Genomic DNA, 19,538 nt, shown 5'->3' with positions numbered 1-19,538 from the left:
TAAGAATCTAAAAATGAAACTAATCGTTTAATAAAATTAAATTCCAATATTCTATGCGTATTATACTTAATGAAAACAAATAAACCAACAGAATATAAAATGCAAATAATATTTGTATATTTTCTAAAATTTCCATAATATCCTCCTATAGATAAGGACATGTAATATGTTCCAAATAGATTTGTTAAAAATCCTAACAGTGCCATGATATAAATTAACAGCCTTATTTTCTTAGGCACCTCATTTTTATGAATTAAATATCCGGTTAATGCGAATGCAATATATCCCCCATAAGCATAATCAAAAGTATCGATGATCCAATTAGGAAATACCTGTTCTATATAAAAATAGTTCAAAACAAATAAGGCAAAAATGCATAAAACTAACATCTTTGTGTTATCTTTAATGAATGTGAAAAGTGGAAGAACCAAATACAATACGAATAACGGAATAAAAAACCAATAAACAGGAACTAATGTTCCCTTAGTCAAACCATTAATCAAAAAGTCAAAATTAACATCCGAAATTAGAATTGTTTTCAGCAAATAAATCTGGATAATTAAGCCCAGAATACTCCAAACTAAATACGGAATTAATGTTTTATTAATCCGTTTTAAAAAATATGTTTTTAAATCATATTTTTCACGAAAGTCCAATAACATCGCACCGGAAATCATGAAGAAAATGGGGACTGCAAAAATGAACGTTGAATGAATTATATTTGCAAAAAACCAACGAGATGAATTCGAAAAATATGAAACAGCAACATTAGAATGTAAAAATACCACTGCAATAGCTGATAAAACACTTGCCAAACTAATATACTGTATACGTTTAGTCTTTTCCAAAACCTCACCTTAAATTTTTTTATGAACCTTGGCAGGAACCCCAAATGCTACAACATTGTCCGGAATATCCTCAGTTACAAAGCTAAATGCTCCAATTATCGAATTTTTGCCAACTGTAACACCAGGCATTACAACAGAATGGGTTCCGATTCTACAGTTTTCTTTCAGAATCACTTCCCCTTCCTTATCATCAATTGTTGAAATTGAATAAATTGAACAGTGAGACCCGATTTGAACATAATCTTCAATGACAACATGATTCTTAGCATTAATATAGGTAAATGCGCCGATATCTGTTTTATAACCTAATTCCAAATTATCCTTATTCTGAACCAGCCAATTGTATTTTGTTAATTCACATTCTTTTATCTCTGGAGCTTTCCATCCATCAAACCTATCTTCACTCATTTTCCCACCTTAAATATTATTATAAACTTCACCAAACTCTTCATTATTTTCAAAAAGATATTTTGCAATGACTTCCATTAAAAACATGTCATTTTCATGGTCCAAATCCAATACTCCAGTGTCAAACATTTTATGAATGCCGCATTTTCCATCAAACAATCCTACTTTTCTTTGCAGAAATTCCCTTGAATAAACATAAATTGAAGCGTTCATGTCATAGATTACCGGAGCCTCCTGGCGAGTATTAAAATCAGATTTGATTACTCTGTCATAACCGTGTTCAGTTTCCATCACCATATTGAAATAAGGGTTTCTACGAGAGTCAGTTACTGAGAATATTAAATCATAATCCGAGTTTAATTTATTTTCAATCATTCCATCCAAATCTTTTACTGTTCTTAATGGGGATGTGATATCCAAATCAACTATTAAATCATAGCTTCCATTCTTTTCTTCCATAATTTCAAGACAATTTTGAATAACATCCACTTTAGCTATGTCATCCCCAGCCAAATCCGGAGTTCTTTCGATTATATCAACTGGACGCAATGAACTATTGTTAAAAATCTCAATTAACTTTTCACTATCGGTGTTAATAACAATATCCGCATCATAAGCAGATTTTTTCAAATACAAATCAATGACAGATAAAGTATATAACGCTAAAGGTTTATCCAAAAAATTCTTAACATTTTTATCTTTTATTCCTTTAGATCCTGCCCTTCCGCAAATTGTAAATAATAACTTCATAATTCTCCTCCAGTCAATCTCATAACGCTCAATGCATTATCAATATCATTAATATTATCAGCATTACCTCTAATTAAATCAAAAAAGTATTTCAACTCTTCAATTTGATAATCATTTCTCACTTCATCAAAATCTATTATCTTATCCGAATCTTTAAATATTATCTTATTATTATAAATATCTCCAATGATTGTCTCATCTTCCTTAAAAATCATTAATTCCCTAATTGGAAATCTTCCAAAATAATCCAAATGCAATTCCAAAAGCATATCTTCATATTTGGCAATGTAAATTGCTATGTCCTCGGTGTCTATTTCCAAATTAGAAACATTATCCAAAATACTATGAACTTCACTAGGAATGCCGAATAAGTAAGTCAAGTAATCCCATTCATGAATCAGGTCAATGCTGACTCCACCACCCAATTCCTTTTTGGCACTATAAGAAGCCCTATAATCTTCGCCGGGATGCCATTCGGGCAAATAAGTAGAGCAAATTGACCTAACCGAATTCACATCACTTAAATCAATGTTTTCCTTAATATATTTTATTACGTTACCGTGCCTTAATGGGCATGCCACATAACAAGTTTTTGATTTGAATTCATCGAAATTACTGTTTATATCTTTAAAATCAACAATTGGCTTTTCTATGAAAAAATTATCTGAGTTATCTTTAAATAATCTAAGGGTTTCATAATGGAATCTTGTAGGATTAGTTATGAATATCGCATCATATCCTCCAGGAACATCTTCAAATGAATGATATTCATTAGTAATATACTGCGAAATATCATCACTTAATGGCTTATCACTACTTCTATACGCATCAATCTGACAATTGAAATCCAAATTATTTTTAATATTTGAAATATGCCTTTTTGCTATAGAGCCAATTCCAACAAAGCAAATCTTTAAATTATCCATATTAAACCTCGTAAACTTCTGAATCATCGATTGCTTCAATAACATCAATAATATCCAATACATATTTATCTTTTTCAAATGAATGCAATGGTTTTTCAGATGAATTCAAAACATTGAAAAAGTTTTTAATTTCTTCCAAGTATGCATTCTCAACAATGGTCTGATTATAATCCTTTTCCTTGGAAATTTCATCATATAAATTTAACTCCTTCATTTCACCTGAATCAAAGTCGAATTCCTTGAAACCTTGAGGGGTGCCATCCCATGATAGATATATGTCCTCATTAATTATTTCCAAATTACGTACAGCATTTCTTGAAGCCAAATCAACAATCAACACTCCATTAGCGCCGTTTTTATGAGTCAATGTGATAAAAAAACTGTCAGGATAATCAATTTCCAAATCGGTGATTTTATTTTTTGTCACATGAATTTTGGAAATATCACCGAATACCTCAACAATCCACGGAAGCTCAATGGCCAAAATTTCCCTACAGCCATTTGTTTTCTTATTCCCTACAAAAAAATTCTTATAGCTTTCCCAAGGATGCCAATCCGGCAAATAATTGCCGATATGATAAATATAATTGGTTATTTTATCTGATTGTGTAACATTTGAATTAATATACTCAATTTCCTTTCTATAAAGTTGGGTGGAGGATAAAAATAAGATTTTTTCAGTCCCATTAGCTAATTCAATGTTTTCATCATAACCGTCACTAACTAAGTTAATTTCTGTAAAAACATTCAAATTAGAATTTAAAGCTTGATTTATTAATTTTGAATGGGTTAATGGGGGAGTTGAAATAAATACTGCATCAAAACCGTTTTCATTGAAAAAATCATTTGAATCTGAGTAAACCTTGATATCGAATAATGATTTTACTTCTTCACATCTCTCTTCACTATTGTCAATGCCCACAACATTGACTTTAGGAAAATTATCTTTGATTAATCTAATTCTCCTTTTTCCCATAGATCCTAATCCAATTACACCTACATTCATATAATCACTCGAACTCAAAAAATTTCTTATCCAAATCAATTTCAATTTCTTTTAGTATTTTACAGATTCTTTCACCGGCTTTTCCATCACCATAAGGATTAACGCAATTTTTTAATAAATTCAGATATTCGTCTGTTTTAATATAACTTAAAGCATTCACTATTTCTCTTGAATCATAATCGACATCAACAACATTCTCCGCCTTTTCACGTCCTGACTGTCTTGTTCCAATGTTAATGACTGGCAATTTGAATGATGAGGATTCGATTATTCCACTACTTGAATTTCCAATCAATGCATGGGCCATACCCAATAAACCAATGAAATCATCATGAGGAATGTTTTTATATGCATCAACATCATATTCATTAATCTTATCAATCATTGCCCTTCCTCCAGCATCAGCATTCGGATAAACCAATATGACCTGATAATCTGTTGATTTGACTGCATCTAAAGTTTGTGTTATCTGAAATGCTGATTTATCAACTTCCAAACTTACGGGGTGTTGTAAAACTAAAACAAAATCTTTTGTGATGTTATACTTTTGTTTTAGGTAATTTTCATCAATGCTGTCTTTAGTTATCATAATTGAATCGAGACCCGGTGCGCCAACTACAAAAACATCATCTGGATTTTCACCCATCTGTCTTATTCTTGATGCGCTCTTTTCAGTTGCTGCAAAGTGAATATTTGCTAATTTTGTTATTGCATGGCGAGTAGAATCATCAACAGTTGAAGAAACATCCCCTCCATGGATATGGGCAATAGGAATTTGCAGATAAGATGCCACAATAGCGCCTGCAAGCATCTCACCCCGATCCCCCAACAATAATACGACATCGGGTTTTAATTGAGACATCAACTTTGTCAAATCAACAATTAAATTGCCAATGAAACTGGACATGGACTCTTCATCATCCTTTAAAAAAGTTTGATTAATTACATGCAATCTGAATTCATCCTTTTTAATTTCTTCTAATGAAAATCCAAATTCATCCATTAAGTGCATGCCAGTTACAACGACATCTAACTGAATATTTTCATCATCATTTAATAATTCAAGAGCATTATGCATCAATCCATAATCTGCTCTTGTTCCAGTAATATATAATACCTTTTTTGACATAATTATTCCAAATCATTCCATTTTAAAACATGACCAGATTTTAAATCCTTAGTCACTGTTTTACCAATCACATCAACAACAAACTTAGGAGCAATACCTGTTCCAGGTCTTTTGATTGATAACATTTCTTTTTCAATGACTGTGCCCCTCTTAATATCATTATTTAAAATAATGCTTTTCCTAGCAACTTTCTTTATTTCTCTTTCATTTTCTGAGAATTTGCGAATACCATCGCCCATTGCAACCTCAACATTCCGTATGGCACTGACCATCGCTTTAAATTCATCCGGGTCTAAAGATGTCTTATGGTCCGGGCCTTCAAGAGTTTTATCCAATGTGAAATGTTTTTCAACAACACAAGCACCTAATGCAACTGCAGCAATTGGCAGTTCAATACCCAAAGAATGATCTGAAAATCCGATTGGAGCATCAAACTCCCTTTGCAAAGTTTTAATGAAATTAAGATTTGCCTCTTCAAACGCCGTAGGATAACCTGTAATACAATGCAATATAACTAAATTATCTTTATTCTTAATATGGTCATAAGTTTCTTTAATCTCGTCTAAAGATGCCATGCCAGTAGATATTATTAAAGGCTTATCTGTTTTTGAAACATAATCAATTAATTCGAAATTAGTTAATTCACCAGACCCTAACTTATAAAGACTTACATCCAATTCTTCCAATAAATCAACACTTTTAATATCAAAAGGAGACGATAGGAATACAACACCACAATCTTCCGCATACTTCTTCAATTCATAAAAATCATCAAATGACAATTCCAATTTTTTTAACATTTCAAATTGAGAATCTTCATTGGTGTTCTCTTCCTGATATTTCGCTGTTTTTGCTTGTTTGGTCACTAAATCTTCACTAGTAAATGTTTGAAATTTTACCGCATCAACACCACAATCGCTAGCCGATTCAATCATTTTCCGAGCAAGCTCAACACTTCCATTATGATTCACACCAATTTCGGCAATAATAAAAGTTGAATTTTTAAAATTTATATCGAAAGACATATCAAAAAAACCTTATAGTTTTATATTTTAAAGTTTATTTAAAATATTATATTAAGATTATGCAAAAGATAAGATTAAGAATATATTAAATTTAATATTGAAAAATGTTATATATAATATACTAGCAGAATTATAATTTTAATCAAAAAGATGATTACATGAGTCAGGTACAAACAATATTCAAAAATATGAGTTGGCTACTAATTTCACAGATAATAACTAGTGTCTGTGGTTTTATCTGGACCATCCTAATGGCCAGATACTTGGGAGTTACTAAAAATGGTATTTTTGGATTCGCCACATCATTTACTGGAATTTTAGCAATTACCATAGATTTGGGAATTAGTACCCACATTGTAAGACATATTGCTACAGACTATGATTCTGCTCCAAAATATCTTGGTAATGCACTCCCATTGAAAAGCATATTGTCAGTCGGGAATATCCTCTTATCTTTAATCATACTAATTATAATGGGAGCAGATGAACTTGTTTTAACCGTTACATTACTGTTTACAATAGAAATGATTATGAAATCATTTATCGGTACCTTAAATGGATCTTTTCAAGCATTTGAAGAAGGAAAATATCAGGGAATCGGAAATACGATTTCAACACTTTTATTGCTTATATTTATCCTAATCACAATATATACTGATTTAGACCTCATTGGCATAGCATTCTCATATATTCTGGCAAATCTCATAGCTTTGATTTATGAATTTTATGCCTTAAACAAACACATTGCAAAACCAAAATATGAATTAGATACACAATTTTGCAAAGCGATCATATTACTATCAATCCCATTTGCAATCACCAGTTTCCTATACAATATCTACTACTCAATCGATATGGTCATGCTCACTAATTTGGCTGGAAATTATGCAACCGGGATTTATAATGCAACATATAAATTAATTTCAGTTTTAACACTATTCTATTCCGTTTATACAGCAGTTATTTTCCCCGTTATGAGCAGATTCTTTAAAGATGATGAATCCCTGCTTTTAATAAGTTTCGAAAAGTCCATTAAATACCTGATGCTTATTATCATCCCATTAGCATTTGCAACAGTAGTTTACTCAACTGACATTGTTCATTTGATTTATGGGCAACAATACGAAGCCGCATCAGAGCCGTTATGCATTTTAATTTGGACCGTATGCTTCCTATTCATTAGTGGAGCGTGTAACACTTTGCTTAATGCATCACACAAAGAGACTACAGTTACAAAAATCTATGCTATAGTGGCCGTATTCAATATTGTTTTAAACTTCATCATGATTCCATATTTGTCATACAATGGTGCGGCAATAACTACAGTATTAAGTGATGCTTTAATCGTAATTATACAAGCTTATGTGATTTATAAACTAGGCCACAGACCAAACAAAAAATTATACATAGACGTTTTAAAAATAATAGGTGGATCTGCAGTCTTGGGAATCTCACTGTACCTCTTAAACCTAAACATGTGGGTGGCGATTCCAGTTGGAATCATCATTTATCTGGCCGTTATGTATCTAATAAGATTCTTTGACGATGATGACAGATACATAATAAAAGAAATATTAGGCAAAAATTAGCCGATTTTACATATAAAAGAATTGAATAATACTTGTAAAATCCTGCTTTGTGATGAACATATCAACAATGCCACATTCATTGAATTTTACAATAAATTGATATGGAACAACTCCATTCAATAACCGATTAAAAATACTTAAATACAATATTCAAGTTATTACTATTATGAACAAAAAAGTAATAATTGCTCTAATAGCAATCCTAGTAATGCTATGTGCAATTGCATTTGTGCTTACAAACACCTCATCGAACACCGGTTCTGTGAGCGTTGATGCAAATGCACTGGAAGACAGAGACAACCTTGTTGTCGATGCAAAAAGTTTAGACGAAAACAACGGATACTATCACACCAATAGCGCAGACACAAATACCATTTTGATTAAAAACGGAGGAGCACTAAAATTAGCCCATTCCATTTTAAACAAAACCGGCGACACACAAACTTCAGGAGATGACGCTGACTTCTATGGCGTCAACTCAGCCATTCTAGTAAATACAAATGGAACTTTGGACATTTCAAACGTTGAAATCAATACCAATTCCAAAGGATCAAACGGAATTTTTGTAACCAATGCCGAAACCTCAAGCAACAGCTCTTCACAAGGCGGTGAAGAAGTCCAACAAGAAGGTGCTGGAGGACAACCACCAGAAGCAACAGGCAATGGTGGAGATTCACAAGGCGGAAGCCAACCCCCAGAAGCCCAAGGTTCTGGCGATGGAGGGCAGGCTCCTAATGGCAATGGCGGAGGGCCTGGCGAAACCACCGTTTCAGGCACAACCAAAGCCGACATCAAAAACGTGAAAATCACCACCCACTCAGACAAATCAAGAGGACTTGATGCAACATACAACGGCATAATCAATGCGGCAAATGTCATCATCAATACAGATGGCCAAAGCTGTGCTGCCCTTGCAACTGACCGTGGAGAAGGACAGGTTCATGTTAAAAACTCAGAAATCAACACCGGCGTAAGCAAAACCTCCGGTAGAGGTTCACCTTTAATATATTCAACAGGAAACATCACTTTAGAAAATACCAAAGGCACATCCTATGTATCTCAGATAGCCTGTATTGAAGGTAAAAACTCAATCGAACTTTCAAACTGTGACCTAAGCGGTTATGCAGAAGGCAACAGAAAAGATGGTGACTCTTATGTTGACCTTGGTGGAATATTCATCTATCAGAGCATGAGCGGAGATGCTGATGTTGGAACATCACTGTTCAGTGCGGATAGCTCAAAACTGTTAATATCCTCCAATTCATCAGTGTATAAAGACGCTCCAATGTTTCATGTAACAAACACCGCCTGTGTTATTGATTTGAAAAATACTGAGTTAATCTTTGGAAGCGGAGTCTTCTTGGAAATCGCAGGTCAAAACCAATGGGGCAACACAGGTTCCAATGGCGGACAGGCTGAATTAAACACGGATCACGAAGAGATAGATGGAAACGTTATTGTTGATTCAATAAGTTCACTCAAATGGGTTATGAAAAATACAGAGTTTAAAGGTGCAATCAACTCAACCGGAAACACTACCGTGGATGTAGGTGACGGTTCAACCTGGACATTGACTGGTGACAGCACTGTTTCATCATTAACCTCTTCCGGTAAAATTGACTATGGATCATATTCATTAACCGTCAATGGCCAAAAATACGACAGCTCAAATCCTTTTAAGGGTTAGGAAAGATTAATTCTTTCCTAATTTTTTTTAGAATGTCCTTACAATATTGTCTACTTTATCAAAACCACTATCAAAACTAGCCATTTTACTAATTTTTCCCGTTCATTATCGCAAACTAACACAATATATAGATTATCTAAAAAAAAAATGGTTATAAAAAAATAAGAAAAAAGTATCAGCAGCCAAATCCTGCTTCATATACCTCTTTCAGCAAATCTGGCTGAGATTTTGCATCTCCAATAACAGTAAATACCGCTTTTTCAGTTGGGTTTTTAGAAAAGCCAATGAAGTCCCTAATTCCAGTCAATGCATTTCCATTTGAAGAACCGGCAGAAGTAATGATATAATAATCCTTGTTCTCAAGATGGTTGAATATCGGATAGCATCTGTCAAAGAATCTTTTTAGGGTTCCGCACATGGAATAATAATAGATTGGAGTTGCATATACAATCACGTCCGCTTCCATCATCTTGTCAAGGACTTCATCAAGACCGTCCTCCTGGAAACATTTCATTTCTGGGGTTTTGCATTTCATGCATGCCTTACAGGAATGGAATCTGATTTCTTCCAGATTGTATTTTACAGCGACATTATCCGCATCAATAGCTCCCCTTACAAATTCATCACATAAAGTGTCTGAGTTTCCGCCAATTCTTGGAGATGAACTTATAACAATAACCTTTTTTGACATGCTATCTACTCCTCAATCCAATCTTTCGATTTTGTGGTATCAGCCATGAACCTCATGCCCTTTGCAAAATTAAGTTCAGGATATGTGGCTTTTAAATCATTTACGCATTTGTCAATTCCAGATCCCCCTGATGTGCAAAAAGCCTTAATTGTTTTTCCACTTAAATCAACACTTTCTATGAATGTGTTGATTATTGTAGGTGCAGTATACCACCATACCGGAAAACCAATAACGACAGTATCATATTCACTTGCATCTATTGTTTCTTTAATGGGTGGCCTGAATGACTTATCATTCATTTCAATTGTAGACCTTGATTCCTTGTTTGTCCAGTCCAAGTCCTCAGGAGTATAGATTTCCTCCGGAACAATCTCAAAAATATCATAACCATTTTCACTGGCTATTTTTTCTGCTACGCCTTTTGTAACTCCGCTTGCAGAGAAATATGCGACTAAAACATTACTCATTTTATCACCTACTTTAAAATAGAACATTATCCTATATAAAACTGTTTATAGTCGCAACAATCATAATAAACTAAACTTAATTTTAACATCTCATCAACTTAAAAAAATAATATATACAAATAAAAACAAAACATAAACTAGTATAATTGATGAGGTAAATATAATGTCAAAACCCGTTGTTGCAATAACAAGGCCAAAGGACAGGGCAAAAAAGGCCTGTGAGATTGTAGAAAAATTAGGAGGGAAAGCTGTTTTGGCACCGACTCTTGATTTGAAGCCGGTGAATACACAATCCCTTAAGGATTTGGTTGCAAACAAGGACCAGCTTGATTGGATTGTTTTCACATCCCCAACAACAATCGTTTCCCTAAACAAGTTCTACCCGAATTTCTTAAATGAATTAACCTGCAAAATAGCCGTTATCGGCAACAAGACCGGAAAATTGGTTGAAAAGCAAGGCTTGAGTGTTGATTTGATGCCTGATGATTTCACTGCAGAAGGCCTCATTGAAGAGTTTAAAAAAAATAATGTTACAGATCAAACCATAGGAATTCCGAGAACTGCATCTGCAAGGCCCGTTTTACCCGAAGAGCTTGAAAAACTTGGAAATACTGTGATTTTGGCTGAAGCCTACAAATCATTATTCCCAATGGATGAAAAGGCAGTGAAAGAACTCATCGAAAAAATCAAAAATCATGAAATTGATGCAATAACCTTTACAAGTCCGCTGACAGTTGAAAATTTCTTTACAATAGCTGAAGACAAGCAAAAAATAGCTGAACTTTTAAACGATAACCTGTTAACCGTTTCAATCGGCCCTATTACCGCAAAGGTTTTGGACAAATACGAAGTGAACCACATTTACCCAGATACTTACACAGTTCCAGACATGATGGAATTACTATTCAAAACATTAGAAGAAAGGTGTTAAAATGATTACAATTTGGCCGCAATATTTAAATAAAAATTTAAGTCTTTCTGAAGGGCGTAAAATCTCAAAAAAGGACGCCGTTTCAGACCCAAGCATTAACGACATTGAAAAGGCCTTAAAAAGACTTGGCTTACAATATGAAGTGCAAAAAGAGTTTTCATACCCTGGAAAATGGTATGAAAAATCCGGAAGAGTTTTAGTTGAATGGGGAAGTACCAAATTGGAGCTTATCCGTGAAATCAGCTTGAAAATAAAAGAATTCAGAAAATGATTACTATGGAAATACCACAACTAATGGCCGAACAGTACCGTGAAGCAAGAAAGATAATCGAAGAATCAGAGGATATCAAAGTATATTCCCATATCGACTGTGACGGCATCTGTTCCGGCGCAATATTATCAACCATCCTTGACAGACAAAATAAAAACCATGACATCGAATTTGTTAATTTGGATGTCTTAGATGATATCGACCTTGACCATGAACTTACAATATTTTCAGATCTGGGCTCAGGTCAGCGAATCGACACAAAAGCAAAAGACTCACAAAAAATTATAATCCTGGACCACCACCCCCCGTTAAGGGATTTGGATTATAGGGATGATAAAAATTATACCTATCTGGAAATCAATCCAATACATCACGGAATCGATGGGTCATACTATGTTTGCGGAGGAGGATTATGCTATTTTCTTGCAAAAGAGTTTGGATATACTGATTTAAGTTGGATTGGAGTTCTCTCAGCAATTGGAGACATGCAAAATACCAAATCAGGGCACTTTGAAGGTTTAAATAAAATAATCCAACAGGATGCAATCGATGAAGGCTATCTCAAGCTAGATGAAAATGACATTAACATTTACGGACGAAATACAAGACCACTATTTGTTGCACTTTCTTATTTTAGTGATGTTAAACTCCCGATTACCAATAATACTACTGAAACTATGGCCATCTTAGAAGAACTTGGAATTGATGAAAAACATAACCGGAAAAAACTCAATGAACTGACAATGGAAGAGAAAACAAGATTATACCAGAAGCTTGTTGAAATGATATCAAAAGCCGTTCCCGGAAGATATGTTAAATATATTCCACAACTGATTATTGGCGATGCCTACACATTCCTTAACGAAGATGAAGACAGTTTCCTAAGAGATGGATCCGAATTTTCAACAGCCATGAATGCATGCGGAAGGAACCATGAAGAAAAAGTAGCCATGGAAGTTTTAAAGGGAGATAGAATTGAAGCACTGGATGAACTTGAATCCATCAGCAAAACCCACAGGTACAATCTGGCAACTTCAATATCCCAGATTGCTGAAAGTGATGATACAAACATTATCGAACTGGAAAACCTGCAGTACTTTGACGGTACCGGAATCAAACCGGAAATTGTTGGAACCGTAACCGGAATGATATTGGGATACTGCAATTGGAAAAAGCCAATCATAGGATTTACACAAACTGACGAACATGGCCTTAAGATTTCACTTAGATGCTCCAGATTGCTTTCATATGATGGAATCCATTTTGGAAACATTATGCGTGACATATCCTCAAAAGTTGGAGGAACCGGCGGCGGACATGCAATGGCCTGCGGTGCCTACATACCGATTGAAAAAAAAGATGAATTTATAAATCTGTTTAATCAGAAATTAAACGGAAAGATTTCAAACTAATTTATATATTATAAAATAAAAAAATAAATATTAATTTAATATTTTAGGGGAATGAATTAAATGAAAACTTTCAAAAAGAGAGGGGCGCTTACACATTTTCAAATTTTAAGTGAAATTTCAAAACAGGACCCTCATCTCAAACAAAAAGATTTGGCTAAAAGTTTAGGAATCACCATTCAGGCGGTTTCTGAAAACATAAAAACTTTAATTGAACAGGGTTATATCACCTCCAAAGATGGCAGGTCACCTTATAAAATTACTCAAGCTGGTATTGATAAAGTGAAAAGGGATGCGATAAGCTTGAGAAAATATACTGATTCCGTTTTAGAAACCATGAACCATTATAAAACCATTTGGCCGGCAATTGCAAAAGAAGACTTGAAAAAAGATGATATTGTTGGGCTTTATATGGAAGATGGAGTCTTATTTGCTCATAAGAAAGAGGAAAATGCAACAGGTCTTGTCCTAGAAGATGCTGAAGCAAACACTGACGTGTCTCTAACTAATCTCACAGGCATTATTGATATGAGTGTTGGTGAAGTTACTGTCATCAATGTTCCAACCATCAAAGACGGCGGTTCAAGGGCCTGTGACCTAGAATTGATTAAAACAATTTTTGAAAACGGAACCAATAGCGGTGCTAAAATAGATAAGGTTGCTGTTGCAGGTACCGTCGCACGTGCCGTTGCAATGAATCTGGACATTCCAATTGATATTGAATTTGCCGCACCCCAAGCAACTGCAAATGCCGCCCGCAAAGGATTAAATGTTATTGCAATTTGTGTTGGAGACATGAGCAAAGCATTCATCCGTGAGCTTGAAAATGAAAAAATTAAATTCAATATTATTGATGGCGGAAAATAACTAATTTTCTCTCATCATTTTCAATAGTCCCGCAGCTATTTCCTCAACGGTCATGTCTTCTGTGGAATTATCCTTAATTATTTTTAGGTATTTATCAAAATCCTCTTCGTTTATAGATTGTTTTACCTTAGTCAAGATTTTTTTGTTTTTAATATTTTCAATTTCAGCTTCACTCGGAATATTCCTTTCAACAATCACTGTTTTATTCCTGCTTTTAATATTTCCAAATGAATATTCGTCTTGGGGACTGACCAATGTGAATGCAAAACCGCTTTTTCCGGCTCTTGCAGTTCTTCCTATACGATGAATGTAATCATCACTGTTCTGCGGAACATCATAGTTAACAATAAAATCCAAATTTGAAATATCCAATCCTCTGGAAGCGACATCCGTTGCAACCAAATAGGCAATATTGCCATTTCTAAACTTGTTCATTACCTTGTCCCTTGTCTTTTGCGCCATATCCCCATGAAGTGCCTCCGAAGAATAATCCATCTTCTTTAAATTTTTAAAAACAAAATCAACACCCCTTTTGGTGTTGCAGAATACCAATGCAGATTTTATATCATAGGCTTCAATCAGCTTGCACAAATCATCAAACTTATGTTTCGGATTGGTTTTAAAAGAGTATTGTGTAATTTTCGGAATATTTTCGCTTTTATTTTTGATTTTAATAAATTTAGGATTATTTTGATAGTTTTTAGCTATTTTTTTAATTTCCTCAGGCATTGTTGCTGAGAAAAGTAAAGTCTGCCTTTTAAAAGTTGCGTTTTTAAGAATAAATTCAATGTCCTCCCGGAAGCCCATATCCAGCATTTCATCAGCTTCATCCAACACAACATACTCCACACCAGTTAAATCCAAATTATCTCTCTCAATATGGTCAATTACACGTCCTGGAGTTCCAACAACTATATGGACACCTTTCTTAAGAACCCTTATCTGTTTTCCAATAGGCTGGCCACCATAAACAGCCAAAACCTTAAGTTTTTTAATGTATTTACCTGTTTTTGCAATCTCATCTGCCACCTGGACGCATAATTCCCTTGTTGGACATAAGACAATTGCCTGTGGTGATTTGTCAGGGATGAAAATATTTTCCAAAATAGGAACTGCAAAAGCAAGGGTTTTTCCGCTCCCGGTCTGTGCCTGAGCAGTGATATCTAATGATTTTAACGCCATGGGAATTGCCATTTTTTGAATTGGCGTTGGCTTTTTAAATCCCATATCCCCAATGGCTTTTAAAATATTGGCTGAAATATTAAAATCCTCAAAATTCATCATATGAATATATTGAAAAACAGATATTTAAATTAATTTAGTTTGGTAGGATTTTTGAGGAAAATCATGCAGATACTCAAAGATTTCATTGAAATTGTTTAAAATGCCGTTCTCTTTTGTTCTTCTTTTAAATATTTTCATTAATCCTTTATTATTAGGACTTGGAATTGAATAAGAATTACCGAATTGCCTGATGTATCGGTCTTTAAGGCCAGGAAAATGTTCATCAAGTTTTGAATAAAAATACTCGCGATTGCCTTTCCTTAAAGTTAACCCCATTTCATGGCAGAATATTCCCTTCACATTGCTTTCGATACAATAATCTAAAATAGAGTTAACATTATCCTCAGTATCATTAATATATGGCAATATTGGACATAGCCACACCACTGTGGGAATGCCCGCCTCATCTAAAGTTTTAAGTACTTCAACACGTCTTTCTGTTGTACAGACATTCGGTTCCAAAATACGGCACAACTCCTCATCAGCAGTTGTTAAAGTCATTTGCACAACAGCTTTTGACCTTTCATTAATCTTTTTGAGCAGGTCCAAATCCCTTAAAATCAAATCAGACTTTGTAATGCATGTAAAACCAAATCCGTAATCATAAACCAATTCCAAAGATTTTCTAACATATTTTAAATTTTTTTCAAGTGGGATATACGGATCGGTCATTGACCCTGTCCCGATCATAGCCTTTGGCCTTTTTTTAAGTTCTTTTTTAAGCAAATCCAAGGAATTTTCCTTTACTTCAATATCCTCAAATTTATGTTCCATCCCATAGATTTTACTTCTAGAATCACAATAAATGCATCCGTGAGAACAGCCCCTATAAAGATTCATTCCATTCTTTTGAGACAGAATGCTTTTTGATTTTACATAATGCATAAAATTACTTTATCCAAATTAATATATAAAAAAACACCAAGAGCAAATGAAAAGTATTACATTGCTTGAAAAATAAAAGTAAAAATATGCAACAAAAAAACATTACTGAATTTGAAAAGGAATATGACATTAAAGAACACCCTTCAATAAAAGGCATTCAAATTATTGAAGGGAAAAACAATTTCCCCATTAGTTGGCTCAACCAACAAGGATATTGTGAATACCAGATATATATCGAGTACATGAAAGGTATAGAAACAGTCCCCACACCCGAAATGACCCATGGAAGCGCCATACACAACCAACTTGAAACCATTTTTAAACAGGATGCAACACCGGCAACATTCGAAGAAGCCGTAGAGGCATCAAAAGAAACCGCATCCATGTCAAGAGAATGCTTTGTAGTTGCTCCAGAATATGGAATCCGAGGATACATTGATGAGATATGGATGAAACCAACGGAAATTGTAATAATAGATGATAAACCGGGCCGCACACCATACCAATCCACAATGAACCAGGTAAGAGCATATTGTCTTGCATATAAAAATATGACTGATGAAACCAGAACAATCAAAGCTGCTTTAAGAGAACGTGGGACAGACAATCTCTTTTGGATTGAAGTATTCACTCCCGAAATAGAAAAAGAAATCAAATTCACAATTGAAAGGATGCATGGCCTTTTAGATGGAAAAAAACCATTCATACCCACTAAAAATCCAAACAAATGCAGGTCCTGCAGATACAAACGTTATTGCGAACATTACAAAAAATAGTTAAACAACCCTATTCAAACCCAGGTATATTTTATTTCTCTTATAGACATCATCCAATATCCCATTCCATTCTTCAGGCGTAATGCGCCCTTTGTTTGGAATTAGATTATCAAGTGATGATTCATTCAAGTTTAAAATATCCGCTAAAATAAATGACAATGTCTTACCCGTTAAAGATAAATCATAAGGGTCATAGCCAGTTACAGCCAAAACCCACAGATTTTCACGGGTTGCTATTTTATATTCTTTCTTAAGAGCCTCAAACCAACTAGCTATTTTATTGTCCCCTTTACCAATGCCTGAACCTATTGAAATATAATAATCCTCATCTGAAAACTCAATTGATTCGATGGCATTAGTGATTTTGGATTTAAGTTCAGGAGAATCCAGGCTTAATTCAAATTCCGCATTGGCAACAAAATCAGATACATAATTTTCAAGCTCTTTTTTGTTTTTAAAGTAACCGATAGGTTCTAATCTATCCGAATCGACATCGCACAAATCATAAATCAAATCCTCATCAACATCACAGATTTCATAACCTTCAAGTTTATGAGACTTGTACTCTTTAAAATCAATGCAATAGTTTTCCAAGTCCTCTTTGTTTAAATACCATAAAACCTGAACTTTTTTAATCATAGTATCCAAAAAATAAGATAGTGGAGCTTATCTAAGCTCGTCAACAACAATTGTTTTAGTAAAATATGCCAACATCCTATCCTGACCTAAAATTCTACCAAAAGCCCAATCAAATATTATTGGAACCCAGAAAATTTTACTTAAATTACGCACAACTGCCTGTGCAAAAGTTATATAAGCACCATTTCTTGATCTGACCTGCAAATACATCAACGCTTTACCAACAGTAGCGCCATGCACTCTTTCACAATAAACAAAGTAAACCATAATCAATATTGGAATTACAATAGGGAAATATTGATAAACACCATAAACATTAACGGGATTGAATACCAAATAACATAAATATGATACAATCCACATGAAAGCAGATACAACAAAGAAATCAAGAACATATGCGATAACTCTTCTTGTAAATACACTTACCATTTTACCACCTCAACATACTCTTGGAACTGGATCTGCAATTGGGGCTTCCAAAATTCTTTCACCACCAATTGGAGTGTTGACAATTACATAATCTCCTTCAACAACTTCACCAATTATTGCTGCATTTTCACCATATTTTTCACTTTTAATTGCTTCAAGGATTTCTTCAGCCTTATCGGCCTTAACACCCATAACAACCTTTCCCTCATTAGCTACTTCAAATGGATCAATGCCTAACATTTCAGAAACAGCATGAACCTCTTCCTTAATTGGAATCGCTTCCTGTTCAAGTACAACACCAACACCCGCTTTAGATGCCATTTCATTAATTGCATTTGCAAAACCTCCGCGGGTAGGGTCCTTCATTGCTGTTACTCCACCGATTTCCAAAGCTCTATTAATAATATTCCACATAGGAGCGACATCAGATTTCAAATCAGTCTCGAAACCGAAACCTTCCCTGAAAGACATTAAACTCATTCCATGATCCCCCAAACTGCCGGTGACGATAATTTTATCACCCACTTCAAGACCGGAATCACGAACGACTTCACCCTTTTTAGCTATTCCAATACCGGTAGTTACCATTACAATTCCAACAAGCTTGTCTTGAGGCATTACTTTGGTATCTCCAGTAATCACTGCAACGTCAACTTCTTCACATGTTGAATTCAAGGATTTTATTATTTTATCCAAATCTTCAATAGGAAAGCCTTCCTGCATGATGATTGCATTGGAAATAGCCAGCGGACGTGCACCCATTACAGAAACATCATTTATGGTTCCTGCAGCGGAAATTCTACCAATATCTCCACCTGGGAAGAATAATGGATCAATAGTATGACCATCAGTTGTAAAAACTATTTCATAGTCCCCTAATGGAATAGATGCACCATCATCCAAGGCATCTAAACTAATACCACCATTTACGCTCTTCTTTGTGATATTATCTAAAACAGTACTGGCAATTAAATTAGCCATTACCTCTCCACCGGCACCATGATTCATATTAACTTTATCATCTGACATATTATCTCCTATAAAATAAACTATCAATGAGATAATATATATCAGAACAAGTATATAATTTTAGTTAAAAAAATTTGAAAAAAAAGAGAATTTAAAGAAGTATCTTTAAATTAAAATTCCGTTAATAACACCATCCTGACCAGGTCTGGATGTTACTTTTGCATTACCTTCAGGGGTTTCTACAATAGCACCTTTGGTAATGATGTTCCTTCTTACGTAGTTAGGGTTTGCAGTGTTTTCAACAACGTTTAAGATGTCGACCACTTGAGTTTTACCGTTAGCATCGGTTACGTTGATCTTGTTACCGGTAGCTAATCTGAGTTTTTCGTTTCCACCACGGGTTCTAATTTTTCTTAATTTTTTTTCATCTAATCTAGTTTCTGCTGCGTCCCTTCCTAATTCAGCTTTTCTTTTTCCACGGTGTGCAACATTTCTTGCACCGGAAGGACTCCTTGTTGATTTTCCTTGAGAAATTGCCATTATTTCACCTAA

22 protein-coding genes are annotated in these 19,538 nt (G+C 34.3%); 7 read left to right on the top strand and 15 right to left on the bottom strand.

Going from position 1 to position 19,538, the window contains the following annotated elements; translation table 11 throughout:
* The 7 genes from ACKI4K_RS00695 to neuB all read right to left on the bottom strand — a co-directional run.
* Window positions 1–848, bottom strand: an 848-nt coding sequence (locus tag ACKI4K_RS00695; protein WP_407421275.1) for an acyltransferase, incomplete at its 3' end; no start/stop codon positions are given.
* A gap of 9 nt (window positions 849–857) precedes the next feature.
* Entirely contained in the window at window positions 858–1,256 is a 399-nt protein-coding gene (locus ACKI4K_RS00690) for an acyltransferase (protein WP_407421273.1), read from the bottom strand.
* Between the two features lie 9 nt (window positions 1,257–1,265).
* Window positions 1,266–2,006: a cytidylyltransferase domain-containing protein gene (locus tag ACKI4K_RS00685; RefSeq protein WP_407421271.1), complete on the bottom strand. Its 741-nt coding sequence runs from the start codon at window positions 2,004–2,006 to the stop codon at window positions 1,266–1,268.
* Window positions 2,003–2,932 (bottom strand): Gfo/Idh/MocA family protein, encoded by a 930-nt coding sequence (locus ACKI4K_RS00680; protein WP_407421269.1) that lies wholly within the window; start codon window positions 2,930–2,932, stop codon window positions 2,003–2,005. The genes ACKI4K_RS00685 and ACKI4K_RS00680 overlap by 4 nt, the downstream gene beginning before the upstream one ends.
* A 1-nt stretch (window position 2,933) precedes the next feature.
* The gene (locus tag ACKI4K_RS00675; protein ID WP_407421267.1) at window positions 2,934–3,938 is read right to left on the bottom strand and encodes a Gfo/Idh/MocA family protein; all 1,005 of its coding nucleotides are present in this window, start codon (window positions 3,936–3,938) and stop codon (window positions 2,934–2,936) included.
* Window positions 3,939–3,942: 4 nt separating this feature from the next.
* Window positions 3,943–5,067: a UDP-N-acetylglucosamine 2-epimerase gene (gene neuC, locus ACKI4K_RS00670; RefSeq protein ID WP_407421265.1), complete on the bottom strand. Its 1,125-nt coding sequence runs from the start codon at window positions 5,065–5,067 to the stop codon at window positions 3,943–3,945.
* A gap of 2 nt (window positions 5,068–5,069) precedes the next feature.
* Entirely contained in the window at window positions 5,070–6,092 is a 1,023-nt protein-coding gene (neuB, locus tag ACKI4K_RS00665) for an N-acetylneuraminate synthase (protein WP_407421263.1), read from the bottom strand.
* A 158-nt stretch (window positions 6,093–6,250) separates the two neighbouring features.
* Here neuB and ACKI4K_RS00660 point away from each other — a divergent pair, with 158 nt between their 5' ends.
* Both ACKI4K_RS00660 and ACKI4K_RS00655 read left to right on the top strand, forming a co-directional pair.
* Window positions 6,251–7,681, top strand: coding sequence for a flippase (locus ACKI4K_RS00660; protein ID WP_407421261.1), 1,431 nt, complete (start codon window positions 6,251–6,253; stop codon window positions 7,679–7,681).
* A gap of 166 nt (window positions 7,682–7,847) precedes the next feature.
* The gene (locus tag ACKI4K_RS00655) at window positions 7,848–9,368 is read left to right on the top strand and encodes a hypothetical protein (RefSeq protein WP_407421259.1); all 1,521 of its coding nucleotides are present in this window, start codon (window positions 7,848–7,850) and stop codon (window positions 9,366–9,368) included.
* 175 nt (window positions 9,369–9,543) lie between these two features.
* Here the strand turns inward: ACKI4K_RS00655 and ACKI4K_RS00650 are convergent, their stop codons facing one another.
* Both ACKI4K_RS00650 and ACKI4K_RS00645 read right to left on the bottom strand, forming a co-directional pair.
* Window positions 9,544–10,059, bottom strand: coding sequence for a flavodoxin family protein (locus ACKI4K_RS00650; protein ID WP_407421257.1), 516 nt, complete (start codon window positions 10,057–10,059; stop codon window positions 9,544–9,546).
* Between the two features lie 5 nt (window positions 10,060–10,064).
* A complete protein-coding gene (locus tag ACKI4K_RS00645) occupies window positions 10,065–10,526 on the bottom strand; it encodes a flavodoxin (protein ID WP_407421255.1) in 462 nt (153 codons plus the stop codon).
* Window positions 10,527–10,689: 163 nt separating this feature from the next.
* Here ACKI4K_RS00645 and ACKI4K_RS00640 point away from each other — a divergent pair, with 163 nt between their 5' ends.
* From ACKI4K_RS00640 to ACKI4K_RS00625, 4 genes are read left to right on the top strand one after another with little or no spacing between them, the layout of a single operon-like run.
* Complete coding sequence (locus ACKI4K_RS00640) at window positions 10,690–11,457, top strand: uroporphyrinogen-III synthase (protein ID WP_407421253.1); 768 nt, start codon at window positions 10,690–10,692, stop codon at window positions 11,455–11,457.
* Window position 11,458: 1 nt separating this feature from the next.
* Entirely contained in the window at window positions 11,459–11,728 is a 270-nt protein-coding gene (locus ACKI4K_RS00635) for a signal recognition particle subunit SRP19/SEC65 family protein (RefSeq protein WP_407421251.1), read from the top strand.
* Window positions 11,729–11,733: 5 nt separating this feature from the next.
* Window positions 11,734–13,140: a single-stranded-DNA-specific exonuclease RecJ gene (gene recJ / locus ACKI4K_RS00630; RefSeq protein WP_407421249.1), complete on the top strand. Its 1,407-nt coding sequence runs from the start codon at window positions 11,734–11,736 to the stop codon at window positions 13,138–13,140.
* Window positions 13,141–13,200: 60 nt separating this feature from the next.
* Window positions 13,201–14,004, top strand: a complete 804-nt coding sequence (locus tag ACKI4K_RS00625) for a winged helix-turn-helix transcriptional regulator (protein ID WP_407421247.1) — start codon at window positions 13,201–13,203, stop codon at window positions 14,002–14,004.
* On the opposite strand, the gene ACKI4K_RS00620 is transcribed toward ACKI4K_RS00625, so the two are convergent.
* Both ACKI4K_RS00620 and ACKI4K_RS00615 read right to left on the bottom strand, forming a co-directional pair.
* Window positions 14,005–15,288: a DEAD/DEAH box helicase gene (locus ACKI4K_RS00620; protein WP_407421245.1), complete on the bottom strand. Its 1,284-nt coding sequence runs from the start codon at window positions 15,286–15,288 to the stop codon at window positions 14,005–14,007.
* Between the two features lie 24 nt (window positions 15,289–15,312).
* Entirely contained in the window at window positions 15,313–16,173 is an 861-nt protein-coding gene (locus tag ACKI4K_RS00615) for an SPL family radical SAM protein (protein ID WP_407421243.1), read from the bottom strand.
* Between the two features lie 86 nt (window positions 16,174–16,259).
* On the opposite strand from ACKI4K_RS00615, the gene cas4 reads away from it, so the two are divergent.
* The gene (gene cas4 / locus ACKI4K_RS00610) at window positions 16,260–16,949 is read left to right on the top strand and encodes a CRISPR-associated protein Cas4 (RefSeq protein WP_407421241.1); all 690 of its coding nucleotides are present in this window, start codon (window positions 16,260–16,262) and stop codon (window positions 16,947–16,949) included.
* On the opposite strand, the gene ACKI4K_RS00605 is transcribed toward cas4, so the two are convergent.
* From ACKI4K_RS00605 to ACKI4K_RS00590, 4 genes are all read right to left on the bottom strand, one after another.
* Window positions 16,950–17,588, bottom strand: a complete 639-nt coding sequence (locus ACKI4K_RS00605; RefSeq protein ID WP_407421239.1) for a hypothetical protein — start codon at window positions 17,586–17,588, stop codon at window positions 16,950–16,952.
* Window positions 17,589–17,615: 27 nt separating this feature from the next.
* Complete coding sequence (locus tag ACKI4K_RS00600) at window positions 17,616–18,017, bottom strand: RDD family protein (protein ID WP_407421237.1); 402 nt, start codon at window positions 18,015–18,017, stop codon at window positions 17,616–17,618.
* Between the two features lie 9 nt (window positions 18,018–18,026).
* The gene (gene hypE / locus ACKI4K_RS00595) at window positions 18,027–19,046 is read right to left on the bottom strand and encodes a hydrogenase expression/formation protein HypE (RefSeq protein ID WP_407421235.1); all 1,020 of its coding nucleotides are present in this window, start codon (window positions 19,044–19,046) and stop codon (window positions 18,027–18,029) included.
* 105 nt (window positions 19,047–19,151) lie between these two features.
* Complete coding sequence (locus ACKI4K_RS00590; RefSeq protein WP_407421277.1) at window positions 19,152–19,526, bottom strand: 30S ribosomal protein S8e; 375 nt, start codon at window positions 19,524–19,526, stop codon at window positions 19,152–19,154.
* Window positions 19,527–19,538: the final 12 nt, after the last annotated feature.

Source organism: Methanobrevibacter sp., from assembly GCF_045644645.1.
Taxonomy (GTDB): Archaea; Methanobacteriota; Methanobacteria; order Methanobacteriales; family Methanobacteriaceae; genus Methanocatella.
This window is presented reverse-complemented; position numbering and strand designations above follow the sequence as displayed.

Bases quoted from the DNA above. Each gene is read 5' to 3' on its own strand.
- ACKI4K_RS00690 (WP_407421273.1), bottom strand. From the start codon at position 1,256: ATGAGTGAAGATAGGTTTGATGGATGGAAAGCTCCAGAGATAAAAGAA.
- ACKI4K_RS00685 (WP_407421271.1), bottom strand. From the start codon at position 2,006: ATGAAGTTATTATTTACAATTTGCGGAAGGGCAGGATCTAAAGGAATA.
- ACKI4K_RS00680 (WP_407421269.1), bottom strand. From the start codon at position 2,932: ATGGATAATTTAAAGATTTGCTTTGTTGGAATTGGCTCTATAGCAAAA.
- ACKI4K_RS00675 (WP_407421267.1), bottom strand. From the start codon at position 3,938: ATGAATGTAGGTGTAATTGGATTAGGATCTATGGGAAAAAGGAGAATT.
- neuC (WP_407421265.1), bottom strand. From the start codon at position 5,067: ATGTCAAAAAAGGTATTATATATTACTGGAACAAGAGCAGATTATGGA.
- neuB (WP_407421263.1), bottom strand. From the start codon at position 6,092: ATGTCTTTCGATATAAATTTTAAAAATTCAACTTTTATTATTGCCGAA.
- ACKI4K_RS00660 (WP_407421261.1), top strand. From the start codon at position 6,251: ATGAGTCAGGTACAAACAATATTCAAAAATATGAGTTGGCTACTAATT.
- ACKI4K_RS00655 (WP_407421259.1), top strand. From the start codon at position 7,848: ATGAACAAAAAAGTAATAATTGCTCTAATAGCAATCCTAGTAATGCTA.
- ACKI4K_RS00650 (WP_407421257.1), bottom strand. From the start codon at position 10,059: ATGTCAAAAAAGGTTATTGTTATAAGTTCATCTCCAAGAATTGGCGGA.
- ACKI4K_RS00645 (WP_407421255.1), bottom strand. From the start codon at position 10,526: ATGAGTAATGTTTTAGTCGCATATTTCTCTGCAAGCGGAGTTACAAAA.
- ACKI4K_RS00640 (WP_407421253.1), top strand. From the start codon at position 10,690: ATGTCAAAACCCGTTGTTGCAATAACAAGGCCAAAGGACAGGGCAAAA.
- ACKI4K_RS00635 (WP_407421251.1), top strand. From the start codon at position 11,459: ATGATTACAATTTGGCCGCAATATTTAAATAAAAATTTAAGTCTTTCT.
- recJ (WP_407421249.1), top strand. From the start codon at position 11,734: ATGGAAATACCACAACTAATGGCCGAACAGTACCGTGAAGCAAGAAAG.
- ACKI4K_RS00625 (WP_407421247.1), top strand. From the start codon at position 13,201: ATGAAAACTTTCAAAAAGAGAGGGGCGCTTACACATTTTCAAATTTTA.
- ACKI4K_RS00620 (WP_407421245.1), bottom strand. From the start codon at position 15,288: ATGATGAATTTTGAGGATTTTAATATTTCAGCCAATATTTTAAAAGCC.
- ACKI4K_RS00615 (WP_407421243.1), bottom strand. From the start codon at position 16,173: ATGCATTATGTAAAATCAAAAAGCATTCTGTCTCAAAAGAATGGAATG.
- cas4 (WP_407421241.1), top strand. From the start codon at position 16,260: ATGCAACAAAAAAACATTACTGAATTTGAAAAGGAATATGACATTAAA.
- ACKI4K_RS00605 (WP_407421239.1), bottom strand. From the start codon at position 17,588: ATGATTAAAAAAGTTCAGGTTTTATGGTATTTAAACAAAGAGGACTTG.
- ACKI4K_RS00600 (WP_407421237.1), bottom strand. From the start codon at position 18,017: ATGGTAAGTGTATTTACAAGAAGAGTTATCGCATATGTTCTTGATTTC.
- hypE (WP_407421235.1), bottom strand. From the start codon at position 19,046: ATGTCAGATGATAAAGTTAATATGAATCATGGTGCCGGTGGAGAGGTA.
- ACKI4K_RS00590 (WP_407421277.1), bottom strand. From the start codon at position 19,526: ATGGCAATTTCTCAAGGAAAATCAACAAGGAGTCCTTCCGGTGCAAGA.